Origin of the sequence: Jhaorihella thermophila (genome assembly GCF_900108275.1) — a bacterium.
In the GTDB taxonomy this organism is placed as follows: Bacteria; Pseudomonadota; Alphaproteobacteria; order Rhodobacterales; family Rhodobacteraceae; genus Jhaorihella; species Jhaorihella thermophila.
Map to the genome: position 1 here is coordinate 216,603 of NZ_FNVD01000001.1, position 16,592 is coordinate 233,194.

The following is a 16,592-nucleotide window of genomic DNA, read 5'->3' on the forward strand; positions in this document are numbered from 1 at the left end:
GGAATCCCGTTGTAAAATCCAGCGCCGAGTAGCCAGCGCGTCAGCTCACCGCGCGCAACTGTTGCCGAGGCGCCGCTTTGCCCGCCTTGAGCGCGTCATAGGGGTCGAGCGGCGACAGCATCATGTCCACCACATGGCGCAGCAATTGCCGCCGCCCCCGGCGCGAGTAGAACCCGCCGGGCACCTGGCTGGTTTCCAGCAGAAAGCGCCTGTAATCGCGATAGGCGCGGCTGTCGGGGCGGGTCGCGGCGGCGAAGAACTCGGGCAGCGGCTGGTCCGAGACGAATTCCGGCTTGGCATAGACCGCGCGGCCAAAGACCTTGATCGGGATGCCGCGCCACAGCACCTGCTGGCCCGCGGTGGAATTGACCGTGACCGCCGTGCGCGCCTCGTTCAGAAGCTGGGCGAGCTTGCCGCCCCGGACATAGTGCACGCGGTGCGCGATCCCGTGTTCGCGCGCCAGCCGCGCCAGATCGCGCCGGATCGGGGCGCGCCCGTCCTCCAGCGGATGGGCCTTGACGACAAGGTGATGATGGCGCGGGGCGCCGGCGGCAAAGCCCTCGATCAGCACCTGCAGGAATTCGGTCATCGAGGCAAAGGGCGAATGGGCCTGAAAGCTGCTGTCATGTTCCAGCTGCAACAGCGCCAGGTGATAGGGGAACCCGCCGTTGCGAACTCGCCAGGTGGCGATCTTGCGTTCCGCCGCATGGACCGGCAGCAGCGCCAGCCGGCGCAGGTAGAGCCGGAATTCCTGGGTCACGGTCAGCGCCCGGTGGGGGCGGAAATTGGCATACGATCCGTTCCGGAACATTACGAACCAGTGGTAGAGCGCGCCGTAGACCATGTGCTGGCGCATGTCGCCCCAATGCGCGGGCGGCAGCGGCGCCTCCATGTCCGACAGCGCCAGCGCGGCGCGCATCTCCTCCACGCTCATCTCCATCAGGCGCGAATTTCCGTTCGATCCGCCGCGTTCGTAGGTCACCCAGTAGGGGCGCATGTAGCCTTCCTCGAACACATGCACGGTGATGTCGCGCGCGCGGGCGGCCCGGATCGCCTGGGCATGGATCGGCCGGGTGTCGCCATAGAGCACCAGATCGGTCACGCCGCGGTCCTCCATCAGCGCCGCGACGGTTTCGGGCCAGGCCTCCGGGGGATCGCGAAAGGGAACATAGCTGGCGCGGTCGGGCCAGAAGGCTTCGTCGCCCGCGTTGAACCCCACGCGCAGAACCTCGGCGCCGGCGGCGCGCAGCATGCGGCCGAGCCCGTGAAAGAACGGCCCGTGCGGTCCCTGCAGGAACAGTAACAGGCGCCCGGATGCGGCGTTCTGCGTCATCGCGTCTCCTCTTCGCCACAATGGCATGTCGCGCACCCTAACCGTTCGGTTGGGCGAAACTATGGCCGATGGGGGGCGCAGCCGCAAGCGGGACGGCGAGGCGGGCCGGCGGGGGGACGCGGGGGGACGGGGGGTTGCCCCGCGACCGCGCCGGGGTTACCTGACGGGGGACCCAAGGCAGGAGGAAGACGCGCATGTTCACCGGGATCATCACCGATATCGGCACCGTCACCGAACTGGAGCGGAAAGGGGATCTGCGGGCGCGGATCGCCACAAGCTATGACATCGCGACGATCGACATCGGCGCCTCGATCGCCAGCGACGGCGTGTGCCTCACCGTGATCGCCCTGGGCGAGGGGTGGTATGACGTCCAGATCAGCGCCGAGACGCTGGACAGGACCAATCTGGGCGACTGGACCGTGGGCCGGCGAGTGAACCTGGAACGTGCCCTGCGAGTCGGGGACGAACTGGGCGGGCACATCGTGTCCGGCCATGTGGACGGCGTGGCCGAGGTGATCGGGCTGCAGGACGAAGGCGACAGCACCCGCGTCACCCTGCGCGCGCCGCACGAACTGGCCCGGTTCATCGCGCCCAAGGGGTCGGTGGCGCTGAACGGCACTTCGCTGACGGTGAACGAGGTCGAAGGCGACAGGTTCGGCGTGAACCTGATACCGCACACCAAGGAGGCGACCACCTGGGGCGAGGCGAAGGTCGGCGACCGGGTGAATCTGGAGATCGACACGCTGGCGCGCTATGTCGCGCGGCTGGCCGAGACGGGCTGAGACGGGCTGAGACGGTGACACCCGGCGTGGCGCCTGCCGGGCCGAGGGGGGCGCGCTTGCCTGAGCCGTCCCAAGGCCCCATGTTTCACCCATGATCCGCGTCGCTCCGATCCTTCTGGCCATTGCCTATGCGCTGATCGCCTACCGGTTCTCGGTCTGGCGGACAAATCGCGAGCTGGACGCGCGCTCCACCGAACTGGCCGACCCGGAGCTGCGGGCGGTGACGGACCGGCTGGCGCGGGCGCTGGGGGTGCGGCGGATCCCTGTCCATATCTACGAAATCGACCCGGTGAACGGTCTGGCCGCGCCGGATGGCCGGATCTTCATCACCCGCGGCTTCTATCGCAAGTTCCGCGCCGGCGAGGTCACGGCCGAGGAGATGGCCAGCGTGATCGCGCATGAGCTGGGGCATGTGGCGCTGGGTCATGCGCGGCGGCGAATGATCGACTTTTCCGGGCAGAACGCGGTGCGCACGGCGCTGATGATGGTGCTGGGCCGCTTCATCCCGTTCGTCGGGGCATGGATCGCATCGCTGGTCGCATCGCTTCTGGCGGCGGGGCTGTCACGGTCGGACGAATACGAGGCCGACGAATATGCCGCCGCTCTGTTGGCCAAGGCGGGGATCGGCGTCGGGCCGCAAAAGACGCTGCTGGCCAAGCTGGAGGCGCTGACCGAGTCGCGCGCCGGCGTTGCGCCGGCCTGGCTGATGAGCCACCCCAGGACCGCCGACCGGATCGCCGCGCTCGAGAAGCTCGAGGCGCGCTGGGACCGGCGCGGCTGACCGCGGGCCCCCGCGCGGCGGTCACAGATCCAGTTCGGCCCAGACCGGGACGTGATCCGAGGGCTTTTCGCCGCCGCGCACATGCGCGTCGATGCCGGAATCCTTCAGCAGGTCCGCCGCCTGCGGCGTCAGCAGGATGTGATCGATCAGGATCCCGTCGTTTCTTTGCCATGCGCCGGCCTGATAGTCCCAGAAGGAATAGTGCCCCGGCTCGGGATGGCGCGCGCGGAAGGCGTCGGTCAGCCCGAGATTGAGGATGCGCCGAAAGGCGGCGCGGCTTTGCGGCAGATATAGCGCGTCCTTTTCCCAGGCCTCGGGCCGGGCGGCGTCCTCGGGCTGGGGGATCACGTTGTAGTCGCCGGCGATCAGCGCGGCCTCTTCGGCGGCGAGCAGGGCGCGCGCGCGATCGTGGAGGCGCTCCATCCAGGCCAATTTGTAGTCGTATTTCGGCCCCGGCGCCGGGTTGCCGTTGGGCAGGTAGAGGCCGCACAGCCGAAGCGCGGTCTTGCCCACCACCGTCGCCTCGATCCAGCGGGCCTGATCGTCGCCATCGTCGCCGGGCAGCCCGCGCGAGACGTCCTCGAGCGGCAGTTTGGACAGGATCGCCACGCCGTTGAAGCTCTTCTGCCCGTGGGTTTCCACGTTGTAGCCCCGGTCCTCGAACAGCTCGCGCGGGAAATTGGCGTCAACCGACTTGATTTCCTGCAGCAGGACGACCTCGGGCTTCGCCGCGTCCAGCCAGTCGCACAGCGCCGCGGCGCGGGCCTTGATCCCGTTGATGTTGAAGGTGGCGATCTTCATTGGGCTCTCCGTGAGGTTCGGGCCGGGGTCTCGGGGCCGATCTATCGCAGGTGAACACGGCCGGGGCAAGCGCGTGGGCGCGGGAATCAGAGGCCGAATCCCGGTGGCGGGACAGGTTGCGGGCGTGAGCGATTCGCCGTCGCGCGGGGCGCGATGGAACCGATTTTCCGGTTTCGAGCGCCGCTGTGGATAATTTTTTTCGGGCTTTGCGGAGTCTCTCCTTATGGTTGTATCTCAAATTTTTGCGGCTCGTTTTTGATGTGGACAACTGCGGAAACTTCCCGTTTAAGGCGAAAAAAATCTTGAAACACCCGTAAAAAGTGCGAGCGTGAAAGGGCAATCAACTTGGGAAAAGGGAAGTCTGCCATGAACGCTCAACACAAAGTGTATGACATCGAAGCCATCGTTGCCACTACTGGTGGTGGTTCCATCCATGACGGGGACGCGACTTCGATGTTCTCTTCGGGGCTCGCCTGCGGTGGAAGCGACGCGCTGATGGGGGATGCCACGCAGATGTTCTCCTCGGGCTTGGCGCCGGTTGCGCGGGGCGATGTGACGGCGGGCGAGGGGACGCAGATGTTCTCCTCGGGCCTGGCGCCGGTTGCGCGGGGCGATGTGACGGCGGGCGAGGGGACGCAGATGTTCTCCTCGGGTCTGGCGCCGGTTGCGCGGGGCGATGTGACGGCGGGCGAGGGAACGCAGATGTTCTCCTCGGGTCTGGCTCGCACCAAGGGCTGAGGCAGCCACGGCGACGCAGAGACGGGGCGTTCCGAGAACGCCATTCGGGAAAAGGAGAAAACGGATGTCGAATGTCATTGCTCTGAACGTCCCGTCCCGGCGGCTGGGCGCGCCCGCGCGCCGCGCCGCGCTGGTCGAAAGCTTTGCCCGCCACCGCCGGTTCGGCGACGATGTCTTCTGGCTGAAGGAAAACGCCGAACTGCTGAACATTCTGGAATGCACCGGGCTGGATCTCGGCCCGGATGCCCTGGCCCCGCATGAAGGTTTCTATGCGGATATCGAGCGGCGGCTGGGGTTCTTTCCCCAGTATTACCGATTCTTTCTGTCGATCTGCCTGGATCTGGAGGATCTGGGCATGCCGGGCGACAAGGGCGAGGCGCTGTGCCGCTGGGCCGCGCGCGAGGGGCTGGCGGATGCGGAACTGTCCGATCTGCAAAGGGCCGAGGCGCGGCGGCTGATGTTGCGGCGCGGAATCGACCCGCTGCCCGAGGATGCCGGGCTGGAGGATCGGCTTCGGCTCTTCATGGATCGCAGCGAAACCTTTGCCATGCCGAACAAGAAGGCGGCCTATGAGCTGACCCATATCGTGTTCTACCTGAGCGAATACGGCCGGCGCGATCCGGGCCTGTCGGCGGCTGCGGCCAAGAGCCTGGAATTCGCCGGCATCCTTGCCTTTCTCGATCAGAACGTCGATCTGCTGGCCGAGATCTGCGTGGCCATGCGTCATGCGGGGATCGCGCCCTCGTCGATCTGGGAGGACTGGCTGGAGCAGGAAACCCGGCGCTTTGCGGTGCTGTCCGGGGCGCGGGCGGATACGGGGGACGAGTATCACGAATTCCTGGTCTGCAATTGGGCGATGGCCGTGTCCGGGCGGCCGAACTTCGTTCAGGCGATGACGCGGGACCGGATGTCCTTTCACCGCCCCGCGCCGTCGGCCGGGCCGCTGCGCGAGGTTTCGCAGTGCATGTTCCGTCTGGATGACGCGCGCAGCGACGACTGGGAGACGATGCGGCCGCTGGTGTTCGATGCTGTGACCGAAACCGGGCAGCAGGTTCTGGCGGCGGCCGAGGCCAGCAGCACCCGGTTTGCCGAATTCTTCTCCGGCTTTGCCCGGACGGGGCTGCGGGGGGGTGCGCTCTGAGCCCGCGCCGGCGCCAGTGCCGGGCGGCCGGGTGCGACCAATGCGCCGAACATTCCGAATCCTGCACATTTTCCTGGACGGCGCGGTGGCATGTGCTAACCTTTCCGCATTGGAGGAAGCCATGCCCGAGCTTGTCAAACTTTACATCAAGAATGTTCTCATCGGCTATCTGGTTGCCGCGATCTTCGTCGCGGTGCTGTTGTGGCTCAACGTGATGAACCTCTGGCACTTGGTCACCACCTCGGATGCGGGGGTGCTGGCGGTGGGCGTGCTGTGGTTTGCGCACGGCATCGTCTTTGCCGGCGTTCAGTTCGCCTGGGCGGTGATGTCCCTGGCCGAACGCGAGGATCACGGCCCGCGCGGCGGTCTGCCGGCGGTCTGGCGGCTGCGCCCGGTCCGGGCCGAGGCGGCCGCGCCGCGCGGACAGGACCGCCGCTGACCGCGTTCCGGCAACCGCAGGTCGCGCATCCGATCACGAGGTTGGGACTTGCCCGGCACGCGCGCCATGCCTAAATGGACGGCGGCGGGTTCTGCCCTTCGCGTGACAGGTTGCATTCCAGTGGCCTTAAACAATTCCGAGGGAGCTGGCTCTGTTCAGGTCTTGGCCTGATTACCCGGCGCCCACCTGTACATACAGGTCCTCGGGAATCATAACCGCACGGTTGCCTGGTGGTCCCGCCGCTTTTTCCGTCTACCGCGTCATGATTGGGGTGCCGCGCCGGCCGTGCCCGCGTGGACAGGGGTGATCGGGTTGATTTTTGTTCACCGATTGTTCACAGTTTCCGCATGACACTGGATCTGCAACCCGGCCAGAAGCTCGCCCGCGGGGTGTCCCGGCACCTGCGGGGCCTGGGGTTCGTCTCGGTCGAGGAATTCGTTCCCGCGCGGGGGCTGCGGGTGGATGTCATGGCGTTGGGTCCGAAGGGCGAGCTGTGGGTGATCGAATGCAAATCCAGCCGCGCCGATTTTCTGTCGGATGCCAAGTGGCAGGGCTATCTGGACTGGTGCGACCGCTATTTCTGGGCGGTTGACGTGGACTTTCCGACCGACCTGCTGCCGCCGGACACCGGCCTCATCATTTCGGACGCCTATGATGCCGAGATCATCCGCATGGCGCCCGAGGACAAGCTGCCGCCCGCCCGCCGCAAGGCCATGATCCAGAAATTCGCCACGCACGCCGCGCGCAGGTTGCAGGCGCTGCGCGATCCGGGCGCGGCGCTGTTCGACGACAGCGGGGACGAGGGATAGGCGCTACTTTTTCCTGGGCTGACCCACCGCGCGGGCGGCCTGCGCCGCGGCGCGGATCTCCTCGGCGATCTCGTCGGCTTCTTCGGGGTCGAAATCCATCGGGATCTCGACGCCGTCGGCCTCGATGAACAGGCGGACCATGCCGCGGTCGGTCGGGCCGATCTGGAGATTCGCCTCGATGTCGCGTTCGGTGTTGATGCCCATGCCGGCCTCCGTTCACTGCGGCGCTCGTGCTACCCGGTGAAGGCGGCGAAATCAAGCAGGCGCGGGATGATCGGGATGCGCCGCATTCCTTCGGACGGGAGCGTTTTATCCGCTTGCAATCGCCTGCGGTGTTGGCTACACGGCCCCCCAAGTGCCGCCTTAGCTCAGTTGGTTAGAGCGCTGGATTGTGGATCCAGAGGTCCCCCGTTCGAGCCGGGGAGGCGGTACCATCCCAGGCCGAGCCATCCCAAGCCGACGCGCCGCCGCGATTGCCGCCGGGCACCCGGCGCGGTAAACCCGTAGCTCGGACGCGCGGACCGATGCCGGCCATCGGGGCGCGTTGCGGCAACTGAACAAGGCGGAGCACCCGTGGCCAAGGACGCCCTGAACCGAAGCGCAAGACTGTCCGTCGCCCCGATGATGGACTGGACGGACCGCCATTGCCGGTATCTGCACCGGCTGCTCAGCCGCGAGGCGCTGCTCTATACCGAGATGGTGACCGCGCCGGCGCTGGTGCGGGGCGGTGCGCTGCATCTGCTCGATCACAGCCCCGAAGAACATCCCGTCGCCCTGCAGCTTGGCGGGTCGGATCCCGAGGAACTGGCGCAGGCCGCGCGGATCGGCGAAGAGGCAGGCTATGACGAGATCAACCTCAATTGCGGCTGCCCGTCGGACCGGGTGCAGTCGGGGGCCTTCGGCGCGGTGCTGATGAAATCGCCCGAACTGGTGGCCGATTGCGTCGCCGCCATGCGCGCGGCGGTCTCGGTCGAGGTCACGGTCAAGTGCCGGATCGGGGTGGACCAGCAGGAGCCGCGCGAGGTGCTGCCGCGATTCGTCGAGGCCATCGCGGGCGCCGGATGCGAGCGCGTCACCATCCATGCCCGCAAGGCCTGGCTGCAGGGGCTGAGCCCGAAGGAGAACCGCGATGTGCCGCCGCTGGACTACGATATCGTGCTGGACATGAAGGCGGCGTTTCCGGGGCTGCATGTTTCGGTCAATGGGGGCATCGTGTCGCTGGAGCAGGCCCGCGCGTTTCTTGATGAGGGGCTCGACGGGGTGATGATCGGGCGCGCGGCCTATCACGCGCCGGCCGACATCCTTGCCGCGGCCGATCCCGAGATCTGGGGCACGGGCGAGGCGGCCGATCCGGTGCGCGTGGCGCGTGACATGCTGCCCTATATCGAATCGCACCTGTCCGCCGGCGGCGCGCTGCATCAGGTGACGCGGCACATGCTGGGGCTGTTCGCCGGCCGCCCCGGCGCGCGGATGTGGCGGCGGGTGCTGTCCGAGGGCGCCCATCGCCCCGGCGCCGGGCCCGAGCTGGTCGAGGAGGCGCTGGCCCATGTCGCGCCTCTGGCCGAGGCCCGCCGCGCGGTGTAAGCAAGCCGCGCAGGCGATCGGGGAGATTTCACATGCCGGACATGATGCTGCTGGCGCAGATGGGGCTGATGCTGATGGTCATCGGCGCCTTTGCCGGAGTGCTGGCTGGGCTTCTGGGCGTGGGCGGCGGCATCGTGCTGGTGCCGGCCTTCTTCTATGCCTTCCAAACACTCGGCTATGGCGGGCCGCAGCTGATGCAGATGTGTCTGGCGACCTCGCTGGCGACGATCATCGTGACCTCGGTGCGGTCGGTGCTGGCGCATAACCGGCGCGGCGCGGTGGACTGGGAGATCCTGCGCGGCTGGGGGCCGGGGATTGCCGTGGGCGCAGTGATCGGCGTGATGGTGGCGGCGTCGCTGCGCTCGGTGACGCTGCAGGCGGTGTTCGGGTGCCTGGGCATCGTGATCGGGCTGTATCTGGGCTTTGGCCGGTCGGAATGGCGGCTGGGCGAGGCCATGCCGCGCGGCATCCGCCGGGTGATCCTGTCGCCGCTGGTAGGGTTCCTGTCGGTGCTGATGGGGATCGGCGGGGGCAGTTTCGGGGTGCCGCTGATGACGCTCTACAACACGCCGATCCACCGCGCCGTGGCCACCGCGGCCGGGTTCGGCGTGATCATCGCGGTGCCGTCGGTCGCGGGCTTCCTGCTCTACCAGATCGACCCGGCGCAGCGTCCGCCGCTGACCGTGGGCGCGGTGAATCTGGTGGCCTTCGGCATCGTCATCGCCATGACCATGATGACCGCGCCGCTGGGGGTGAAGCTCGCGCATGCGATGGACCCCAAGCCGCTGCGCCGGGTATTCGCGGTGTTCCTGACGCTGGTTGCGCTCAACATGCTGCGCAAGGCGCTGGGATGGTAGAGCCGCTTGCCACGCGCGGCTGGGTCCGGTTCCCGCATGACGCGGGGGTGGCGGACTGGGCCGCGCGGGCGCGGGCGCGCGCGGCGCGGGCGGCGCGCGATCCGGCCTTTGCCCGCTGGCATGTCTGCGAAGACACATGGTTCGTCGGCGTCGATGCGCTGGAGAACGACCCGCGAGGCAGGGTGGAGGGCTCGGCCCCGCTGGGCGGGCCGGCGGTGGACTTCATCCGGGCCCATCTGGGCGGGCTGCCGCCGCTGCACCGGGGGCAGGTATCGGCGGTCCATCCCGGCTATCCCCGACCGCGCGAGGGCGAAAGCGAGTCGGCCTTCCGCTATCGGCTGCGGCGGGACGCGGCGCATGTGGACGGGATCAAGGCGACCGGCCCCGACCGGCGGCGGCGAATCGAAGAGCCGCATGCCTGGATCCTGGGCCTGCCGCTGACCGAAACCGATCCGGGCGCGGCGCCGCTGGTGGTCTGGGACGGCAGCCACCGGATCATGCGGGCGCGGCTGGCCGAGGCGCTGGCCGGGCACGATCCCCGCGACTGGGGCCGGGTGGACGTGACCGAAGCCTACGCGGCCGCCCGCCGCGAGGTCTTCGAGCGCTGCACGCGCGTCGTCCTGCATGCGGGGCCGGGCGAGGCGTATCTTTTGCATCCGCTGGCGCTGCACGGGATCGCACCGTGGCAGGACGGCGCCCGCGCGCCCGCGGACGGGCGCGTGATCGCCTATTTCCGTCCGCCCTGGACGGGCCCGGTTCGCGACTGGCTGGGTCAAGTCGGCTGAGCCGCCTGTGGCCTCGGGATCACCGGTCTCGCTGACCACCATATCTTGTGTGCCGGGGGCAGGGGCGACCGAGTCGCGTCCGTGCCGTCGGGCAGGCCGATTCGCCGCGCTGTGACCGCCGCGACACGGGGAAAGACGGTAGCGCCGCCCCGGCGAACAGATGTTGCATGTGCATGTTTTCGCGCGGCTGGGCGCGCGGCAAGGGCTGCTAATAAGTTTATTATAAAAGGTAATTTTAATTTTCGCGCCGTAGCCGGGTCGTGGCCGGGCTGTGGATTGTGATGTGGATGAATCAGGGACTTTTGGGGGGAATCGCGTGCCTTCCGCGTCAACCCAAAATTCCCGCGCAAAGGTCTAAAAATTTCGTTGACCTTCTATGGTGCCATACGTCAGATTGTGGCTGTCGGCTGATCGACCACTAAATCTGGTATCAAATCCAGGGCGACAGCAGGGCGCAAGGAACGACATCGCCAGACGCGGCCATCCGGCCGGAGCGGTGGCACGAGCGGATGTGCCGCGCGGGGAGGGTTTGTCCTTTCGTCCAACGGCAGCGGGGGCGCGATCCCCCGAACTTTCGGGGGGCGAAGGCCCATAAGGAACGGCTGGGACAGAGGCAGCGGAAATGAAGATCGAAAGACGTTTTACCAAGGCAGGCCAGGACGCCTACGCGGACATCGCGTTCACCACCACCAGTTCGGAGATTCGCAACCCGGACGGGTCGATCGTGTTCAAGCTGGACGAGATCGAGGTGCCCGCGGGTTGGAGCCAGGTCGCCTGTGACGTCATCGCGCAGAAATATTTCCGCAAGGCGGGTGTGCCCGCGCGCCTGAAAAAGGTGCCCGAAACGGACGTGCCGGAATTCCTTTGGCGGTCGGTTGCCGATGGCGACGACGTGGAAACCGGGGGCGAAACCTCGGCCAAGCAGGTCTTTGACCGTCTGGCGGGCGCCTGGGCCTATTGGGGCTGGAAGGGCGGCTATTTCACCACCGAAGAGGATGCGCGGGCCTATTACGACGAAATGCGCTACATGCTGGCCGCGCAGATGGCCGCGCCGAACAGCCCGCAATGGTTCAACACCGGCCTGCACTGGGCCTATGGCATCGACGGACCCAGCCAGGGCCACCATTATGTCGATTACAAGACCGGCAAGCTGGTCAAGTCGAAATCGGCCTATGAACACCCCCAGCCGCATGCCTGCTTCATCCAGTCGGTGCAGGACGATCTGGTGAACGATGGCGGCATCATGGACCTGTGGGTGCGCGAGGCGCGGCTGTTCAAATACGGCTCGGGCACCGGCACCAACTTTTCGTCCTTGCGCGCCGAGGGAGAGAAGCTCTCGGGCGGGGGCAAGTCCTCGGGGCTGATGGGCTTTCTCAAGATCGGCGACCGGGCTGCCGGTGCGATCAAATCGGGCGGGACCACCCGTCGAGCAGCGAAGATGGTGATCGTCGATGCCGACCATCCGGACATCGAGGAGTTCATCAACTGGAAGGTGCTGGAAGAGCAGAAGGTGGCAAGCCTCGTCGCCGGCTCGAAGATGCACGAAAAGAAGCTGAACGCCATCTTCAAGGCCATCGGGCAGTGGGACGGAGCGCAAGCGGACGCCTGTGACCCGGCGAAGAACGCCGCGCTCAAGGACGCGATCCGCGACGCCAAGCGCAACATGATCCCCGAGACCTACATCAAGCGGGTTCTCGACTATGCAAGGCAGGGTCATACGGGCATCGAATTTCCCACCTACGACACGGACTGGGATTCGGAGGCCTACAACACCGTGTCGGGGCAGAACTCCAACAACTCGATCCGGGTGACCAACGCCTTTCTCGAGGCGGTGAAGAAGGATGCCGACTGGGAGCTCGTCAACCGCACCGACGGCAAGGTGGCCAAGGTAGTGCGCGCCCGCGACCTGTGGGACCAGATCGGGCACGCCGCCTGGGCCTGCGCCGATCCGGGGATCCAGTTCCACGACACGGTGAACGAATGGCATACCTGCCCCGCCGACGGGCCGATCCGCGGCTCGAACCCCTGTTCGGAATACATGTTCCTGGACGACACCGCCTGCAACCTGGCCTCGATGAACCTGCTGACCTTCCTGCGTGACGGGGCGTTCCAGGCCGAGGACTACATGCACGCCACGCGTCTGTGGACGCTGACCTTGGAAATCAGCGTGATGATGGCGCAGTTCCCCAGCAAGGAGATCGCGCGGCTGTCCTACGACTTCCGCACGCTGGGACTGGGTTACGCCAATATCGGCGGGCTGCTGATGAACCTCGGGATCGGCTATGACAGCGACGAAGGCCGCGCGCTCTGCGGCGCGCTGACTGCGATCCTGACCGGCGTGGCCTATGCCACCAGCGCCGAGATCGCCGGAGAGCTGGGCGCCTTCGCCCGGTTCGACAAGAACCGCGACCACATGCTGCGGGTGATCCGCAACCACCGCAACGCGGCCCATGGCAACAGCGAGGGCTATGAGGGCCTGTCGGTCAAGCCGGTGCCGCTGGATCACGTCAACTGCCCCGACCCGAAGCTGGTGCTGCTGGCCATTTCCGCCTGGGACGAGGCGCTGGCGCTGGGTGAGAAGCACGGCTATCGCAACGCGCAGGTCAGCGTGATCGCCCCCACCGGCACGATCGGGCTGGTGATGGACTGCGACACCACGGGGATCGAGCCGGACTTTGCGCTGGTCAAGTTCAAGAAGCTCGCCGGCGGCGGCTACTTCAAGATCATCAACCGCTCGGTCCCCGCGGCGCTTGAGAAGCTCGGCTATTCCTCTGCCGAGATCGAGGAAATCATCGCCTATGCGGTGGGTCACGGCACGATCGGAAACGCGCCGGGGATCAACCCTACCACGCTTGCGGCCAAGGGGTTCGGCCCCAACGAGATCGCCAAGGTGGACGCAGCACTGGCGCAGGCCTTCGACATCCGCTTCGTGTTCAACCAGTGGACGCTGGGCGAGGAATTCTGCCGCAACGTGCTGAAGATCCCGGCCGAGGATCTCAACGACCCGACCTTCGACCTGCTGCGGCATCTGGGTTTTTCCCGCGCCGACATCGAGGCGGCCAACGACCACGTCTGCGGAACCATGACGCTCGAGGGCGCGCCGCATCTGAAGCCCGAACACTACCCCGTGTTCGACTGCGCCAACCCCTGCGGCAAGAAGGGAAAGCGGTTCCTGTCGGTCGAAAGCCACATCCGCATGATGGCGGCGGCGCAAAGCTTCATCTCGGGGGCGATCTCCAAGACGATCAACATGCCCAATTCGGCCACCATCGAGGACTGTCAGAAGGCCTATGAACTCAGCTGGTCGCTGGGGGTGAAGGCCAATGCGCTCTACCGCGACGGCTCCAAGCTCAGCCAGCCGCTGGCCGCCGCTCTGGTCGAGGATGACGACGATGCGGCCGAGACGCTGGAAAGCGGCAGCCCCCAGGAAAAGGCGGCGACGCTCGCCGAGAAGGTCGTGGAAAAGGTGGTGGTCAAGGAAATCATCCGCGCCCACCGCGAAAAGCTGCCGCATCGTCGCAAGGGCTACACCCAGAAGGCCGTGGTCGGCGGGCACAAGGTCTATCTGCGCACCGGCGAATACGAAGACGGGCGGCTGGGCGAGATCTTCATCGACATGCACAAGGAGGGCGCGGGTTTCCGCGCGATGATGAACAACTTCGCCATCGCGGTGTCGGTGGGCCTGCAATACGGCGTCCCGCTCGAGGAATTCGTCGATGCGTTCACCTTCACCAAGTTCGAACCGGCGGGCATGGTGCAGGGCAATGACAGCATCAAGAACGCCACCTCGATCCTCGACTACGTTTTCCGGGAACTGGCGGTGAGCTATCTCGACCGTACCGATCTGGCCCATGTCAAACCGCAGGGCGCGACCTTCGACGACCTGGGGCAGGGCGAAAAGGAAGGCGTGTCGAACATCAAGGAGATGTCGGACGCCGCCGCGACCCGCTCGCTGGAGGTGCTCAAGCAGATCAGCTCCACCGGCTATCTGCGCAAGCGCCTGCCGCAGGAACTGGTCGTTCTGAACGGCGGCGGCCAGGGCGCGGGGGCCACGGCGCTTGATATCGGCGCCGACGCCTCGGCCGCGCTGCGCACGCTGGTGCCGGAAACCGGCGCGGCGACGATCGAGGCCGCCACCTCGGTCACAGCGATGGTGGCCGGAACCGCCGGTCCGGACGCCCGCACCAAGGCGCGGATGCAGGGCTACGAAGGCGACCCCTGCGGCGAATGCGGCAACTACACGCTGGTGCGCAACGGCACCTGCATGAAGTGCAACACCTGCGGCGCCACCACGGGCTGCAGCTGAGCGAACCGCGCCATCTGGCGCGCAGGGGCGCGGGGGCCTTCGGTCACTCGGCCCCGACGAACCGGGGAAAGGCGGCCCCATCCGCCTTTTCCGCACCGATGGGTGGGACGGTCATACGCTCCTCCCACTCTGACACGGGGCGGGTGCGCCCGCCCCAGCGGCATCCAGGTCGCAGGCAGAAGCATCGGGCAGTCAACGAACTGAGCCTGGATGGCGAAACTGGAAACGGGGGGCGCACCGCCCCCCATTTTTTCTCGGCCACTGCCGCGCGCCGCGCGGCTGCGGGTCGAACCGGTCCTGCTTCTTTCTGGTCTCAAATACCCCGGGGGTGCGGGGGCGGCGCCCCCGCGATCAGGGGAACGATCAGGCGGGCAGATGAATTCGGAACCGCGCCCGAATCGTCGCATCCGTGGCCGGATCGAACCGCGCGGCGGCGCGCTCGGCCAGGATTTCCTCCTTGCGCGCCACGGCCCGTTGAACCAGGTCCGGCTTGTCCTTCTCCGCCCATTCCTTGGGCGAGCTGCGGTCGCCCAGCGCGGGATAGACGTGATCGGCCTGCATGCGGCTCAGCGTCTGCGACGTGCCCAGGTAATGCCCCGCGCCGCCCAGGCAGACCTCGGCGATCTGGTCCACGGCCAGCGTTTCGTCGGTCACCTCGATCCCGCGCACGCAGCGCAGCGCCTGTCCGATCATGTCGTCGCCCAGGATCAGGCTTTCATGGCAGAACCCCAGAAGCGACGCATGCATCCCTGCCGCCTCGTAGACCATGTTCAGCCCCGCAAGCCCGGCCATCACGTTGGAACACATCTGCTCCCACCCCGCCTGCATGTCGGGCAGCTTGGAATCGGCGATCCCCGCCGCCGCGCCGCCGGGCAGGCCATAGAAATGGTGCATCTGCGCGCAGCCCGCGGTCAGCAGCGCCTGCTCGCCCGAACCCCCGGTCATCGCCCCGGTGCGCAGGTCCAGCCCGAAGGGCCAGGTGCCGAAAACCGCCGGGTGCCCGGGGCTTACGGCATTGACGTAAACCAGCCCCGCAAGACATTCGGCCACCGCCTGCACGATTGCCCCGGCAATGGTCGAAGGCGCCGTGGCCCCCGCCATGCCGGCGGACAAGAGCAGCACCGGCATGCCGCCTTCGATGCAGCGTTCCATCACCTCGCAGCTTTCGGTTGCGAATTTCATCGGCGGCACGACGAAACAGTTGGAATTGCTGACGAAGGGGCGTTCGCGCCACTTGTCCTCTCCTCCGGCGATCATGTGCAGCATCTCCAGCGCGTCGGCCACATGGTCGGGATGCGAAAACGACGTGCCCACATGCTTGGTGGTGCCCGCACAGCAGGCGTAGATGGTGTTCAGGTCCATCTCGCGGTTGTCGGCGATGTCGCGGGCAACCATCGGGCGCTGCAGGAAATGGATGTTGTCCAGCCGGTCGGTGATCCGGGCCGCGTCATGCAGATCCTGCAGGGTGCTGTCGCGATATTCGCGGCCCTCGACATCGACCATGTGCACCGCCGCGCCCGCCGTGCCGTAATGCACGCGCGTGCCCGACAGGATCAGGTCGTGCCGGGGCTCGCGCCCGTGCAGCACCACCTGCCGGTTCGCCTTGGCCAGCATGTCCTCGACCAGTGCGCGGGGAAAGCGGATGCGGCCATCCTCGCCCAGCGTGCAGCCCGCCCCGGTCAGATGCGCCACCCCGCTTTCGGGGGCGTCGGCCAAGCCGATGCGCTCCAGCGCGTCCAGCGCCGCGGCGTGGATGCGTTCCATGTCCTGCTGGCCGAGCGGCCTGTATTGTCCGCCCTCCAATCCGGGGCGTACCGGGCGCAGATGGTCGGGAAGGGCGGCGGCGCGGGCGGCGCGACGGGCCGAGCGGCCGCCGCTGCGCGAAGAAGATCGGGTTTGTGCAGTCATTGATTCCGGGTCCGTTCTGATCTTGGTGAGAGGGTCAGGAGATCAGAACGCAGACGGCCGCCCCCGCGCCGCGCGCCCGCGATCCGCACCGATGGTGCGGCTGACAAGCGAGATTTTCCACTGTTCGCCGTGCATGTCCGTCCTGCGCGTTTTCCCATTGCGTTGGCAGGAACGGAGCGACGAATCTGTCCCGTTTGCGACCTGTTTCCGAAAACCGACAACTTCGGAAAAATTCGCACAAAGCGGGATTGGCGGTTGCCAGATGGCGCGGAAAAACGGAAAATTTACAAACAAGGGCATACCGTTGCGAATGTTCGAGGAGATGTCC

At 66.8% G+C, this 16,592-nt stretch carries 14 protein-coding genes and 1 tRNA gene; 11 read left to right on the forward strand and 4 right to left on the reverse strand.

Annotation, left to right across the window (positions count from 1 at the left end):
- Positions 1 to 40: 40 nt before the first annotated feature.
- The gene (locus C4S70_RS01060) at positions 41 to 1,333 is read right to left on the reverse strand and encodes a capsule biosynthesis protein (RefSeq protein ID WP_104006251.1); all 1,293 of its coding nucleotides are present in this window, start codon (positions 1,331 to 1,333) and stop codon (positions 41 to 43) included.
- A 194-nt stretch (positions 1,334 to 1,527) separates the two neighbouring features.
- Between C4S70_RS01060 and C4S70_RS01065 the strand changes: the two genes are divergently transcribed.
- Together C4S70_RS01065 and C4S70_RS01070 are read left to right on the forward strand one after the other, a co-directional pair.
- Positions 1,528 to 2,115, forward strand: a complete 588-nt coding sequence (locus tag C4S70_RS01065; protein ID WP_104006252.1) for a riboflavin synthase — start codon at positions 1,528 to 1,530, stop codon at positions 2,113 to 2,115.
- A gap of 91 nt (positions 2,116 to 2,206) precedes the next feature.
- Positions 2,207 to 2,896 carry a M48 family metallopeptidase gene (locus C4S70_RS01070; RefSeq protein WP_104006253.1) on the forward strand — a complete coding sequence of 230 codons (690 nt, stop codon included), beginning with the start codon at positions 2,207 to 2,209 and terminating at the stop codon, positions 2,894 to 2,896.
- A gap of 21 nt (positions 2,897 to 2,917) precedes the next feature.
- Here C4S70_RS01070 and xth read toward each other — a convergent pair whose 3' ends face one another.
- Entirely contained in the window at positions 2,918 to 3,697 is a 780-nt protein-coding gene (gene xth, locus C4S70_RS01075; RefSeq protein WP_104006254.1) for an exodeoxyribonuclease III, read from the reverse strand.
- A 366-nt stretch (positions 3,698 to 4,063) separates the two neighbouring features.
- Between xth and C4S70_RS01080 the strand changes: the two genes are divergently transcribed.
- The 4 genes from C4S70_RS01080 (at position 4,064) to C4S70_RS01095 (ending at position 6,824) form a co-directional block, all read left to right on the forward strand.
- Positions 4,064 to 4,435 (forward strand): DUF6749 family protein, encoded by a 372-nt coding sequence (locus C4S70_RS01080; RefSeq protein WP_146064163.1) that lies wholly within the window; start codon positions 4,064 to 4,066, stop codon positions 4,433 to 4,435.
- A 64-nt stretch (positions 4,436 to 4,499) separates the two neighbouring features.
- Positions 4,500 to 5,576, forward strand: a complete 1,077-nt coding sequence (locus C4S70_RS01085) for a DUF6902 family protein (RefSeq protein ID WP_104006256.1) — start codon at positions 4,500 to 4,502, stop codon at positions 5,574 to 5,576.
- A gap of 121 nt (positions 5,577 to 5,697) precedes the next feature.
- A complete protein-coding gene (locus C4S70_RS01090; protein ID WP_104006257.1) occupies positions 5,698 to 6,015 on the forward strand; it encodes a hypothetical protein in 318 nt (105 codons plus the stop codon).
- Positions 6,016 to 6,362: 347 nt separating this feature from the next.
- Positions 6,363 to 6,824 (forward strand): MmcB family DNA repair protein, encoded by a 462-nt coding sequence (locus C4S70_RS01095; protein WP_104006258.1) that lies wholly within the window; start codon positions 6,363 to 6,365, stop codon positions 6,822 to 6,824.
- A gap of 3 nt (positions 6,825 to 6,827) precedes the next feature.
- Here C4S70_RS01095 and C4S70_RS01100 read toward each other — a convergent pair whose 3' ends face one another.
- Positions 6,828 to 7,028 carry a DUF6324 family protein gene (locus C4S70_RS01100; protein ID WP_104006259.1) on the reverse strand — a complete coding sequence of 67 codons (201 nt, stop codon included), beginning with the start codon at positions 7,026 to 7,028 and terminating at the stop codon, positions 6,828 to 6,830.
- A gap of 153 nt (positions 7,029 to 7,181) precedes the next feature.
- Here C4S70_RS01100 and C4S70_RS01105 point away from each other — a divergent pair.
- From C4S70_RS01105 to C4S70_RS01125, 5 genes are all read left to right on the forward strand, one after another.
- Positions 7,182 to 7,258, forward strand: a tRNA-His gene (locus C4S70_RS01105).
- A gap of 139 nt (positions 7,259 to 7,397) precedes the next feature.
- Positions 7,398 to 8,408: a tRNA dihydrouridine(20/20a) synthase DusA gene (dusA, locus tag C4S70_RS01110; protein ID WP_104006260.1), complete on the forward strand. Its 1,011-nt coding sequence runs from the start codon at positions 7,398 to 7,400 to the stop codon at positions 8,406 to 8,408.
- A gap of 32 nt (positions 8,409 to 8,440) precedes the next feature.
- Positions 8,441 to 9,265, forward strand: a complete 825-nt coding sequence (locus C4S70_RS01115) for a sulfite exporter TauE/SafE family protein (protein ID WP_104006261.1) — start codon at positions 8,441 to 8,443, stop codon at positions 9,263 to 9,265.
- Positions 9,259 to 10,050 carry a hypothetical protein gene (locus C4S70_RS01120; RefSeq protein WP_104006262.1) on the forward strand — a complete coding sequence of 264 codons (792 nt, stop codon included), beginning with the start codon at positions 9,259 to 9,261 and terminating at the stop codon, positions 10,048 to 10,050. Before C4S70_RS01115 ends, C4S70_RS01120 begins: the two co-directional genes overlap by 7 nt.
- 622 nt (positions 10,051 to 10,672) lie before the next feature.
- Positions 10,673 to 14,356 carry a vitamin B12-dependent ribonucleotide reductase gene (locus C4S70_RS01125; protein ID WP_104006263.1) on the forward strand — a complete coding sequence of 1,228 codons (3,684 nt, stop codon included), beginning with the start codon at positions 10,673 to 10,675 and terminating at the stop codon, positions 14,354 to 14,356.
- Positions 14,357 to 14,719: 363 nt separating this feature from the next.
- Here the strand turns inward: C4S70_RS01125 and C4S70_RS01130 are convergent, their stop codons facing one another.
- On the reverse strand, positions 14,720 to 16,264 hold the full coding sequence (locus C4S70_RS01130; RefSeq protein ID WP_104006264.1) for a trimethylamine methyltransferase family protein: 1,545 nt from the start codon (positions 16,262 to 16,264) through the stop codon (positions 14,720 to 14,722).
- Between the last annotated feature and the right edge of the window lie 328 nt (positions 16,265 to 16,592).

Coding starts and splice junctions, on each gene's coding strand:
- C4S70_RS01060 (WP_104006251.1), bottom strand. CDS start 1,333: ATGACGCAGAACGCCGCATCCGGGCGCCTGTTACTGTTCCTGCAGGGA.
- C4S70_RS01065 (WP_104006252.1), top strand. CDS start 1,528: ATGTTCACCGGGATCATCACCGATATCGGCACCGTCACCGAACTGGAG.
- C4S70_RS01070 (WP_104006253.1), top strand. CDS start 2,207: ATGATCCGCGTCGCTCCGATCCTTCTGGCCATTGCCTATGCGCTGATC.
- xth (WP_104006254.1), bottom strand. CDS start 3,697: ATGAAGATCGCCACCTTCAACATCAACGGGATCAAGGCCCGCGCCGCG.
- C4S70_RS01080 (WP_146064163.1), top strand. CDS start 4,064: ATGAACGCTCAACACAAAGTGTATGACATCGAAGCCATCGTTGCCACT.
- C4S70_RS01085 (WP_104006256.1), top strand. CDS start 4,500: ATGTCGAATGTCATTGCTCTGAACGTCCCGTCCCGGCGGCTGGGCGCG.
- C4S70_RS01090 (WP_104006257.1), top strand. CDS start 5,698: ATGCCCGAGCTTGTCAAACTTTACATCAAGAATGTTCTCATCGGCTAT.
- C4S70_RS01095 (WP_104006258.1), top strand. CDS start 6,363: ATGACACTGGATCTGCAACCCGGCCAGAAGCTCGCCCGCGGGGTGTCC.
- C4S70_RS01100 (WP_104006259.1), bottom strand. CDS start 7,028: ATGGGCATCAACACCGAACGCGACATCGAGGCGAATCTCCAGATCGGC.
- C4S70_RS01115 (WP_104006261.1), top strand. CDS start 8,441: ATGCCGGACATGATGCTGCTGGCGCAGATGGGGCTGATGCTGATGGTC.
- C4S70_RS01120 (WP_104006262.1), top strand. CDS start 9,259: ATGGTAGAGCCGCTTGCCACGCGCGGCTGGGTCCGGTTCCCGCATGAC.
- C4S70_RS01125 (WP_104006263.1), top strand. CDS start 10,673: ATGAAGATCGAAAGACGTTTTACCAAGGCAGGCCAGGACGCCTACGCG.
- C4S70_RS01130 (WP_104006264.1), bottom strand. CDS start 16,264: ATGACTGCACAAACCCGATCTTCTTCGCGCAGCGGCGGCCGCTCGGCC.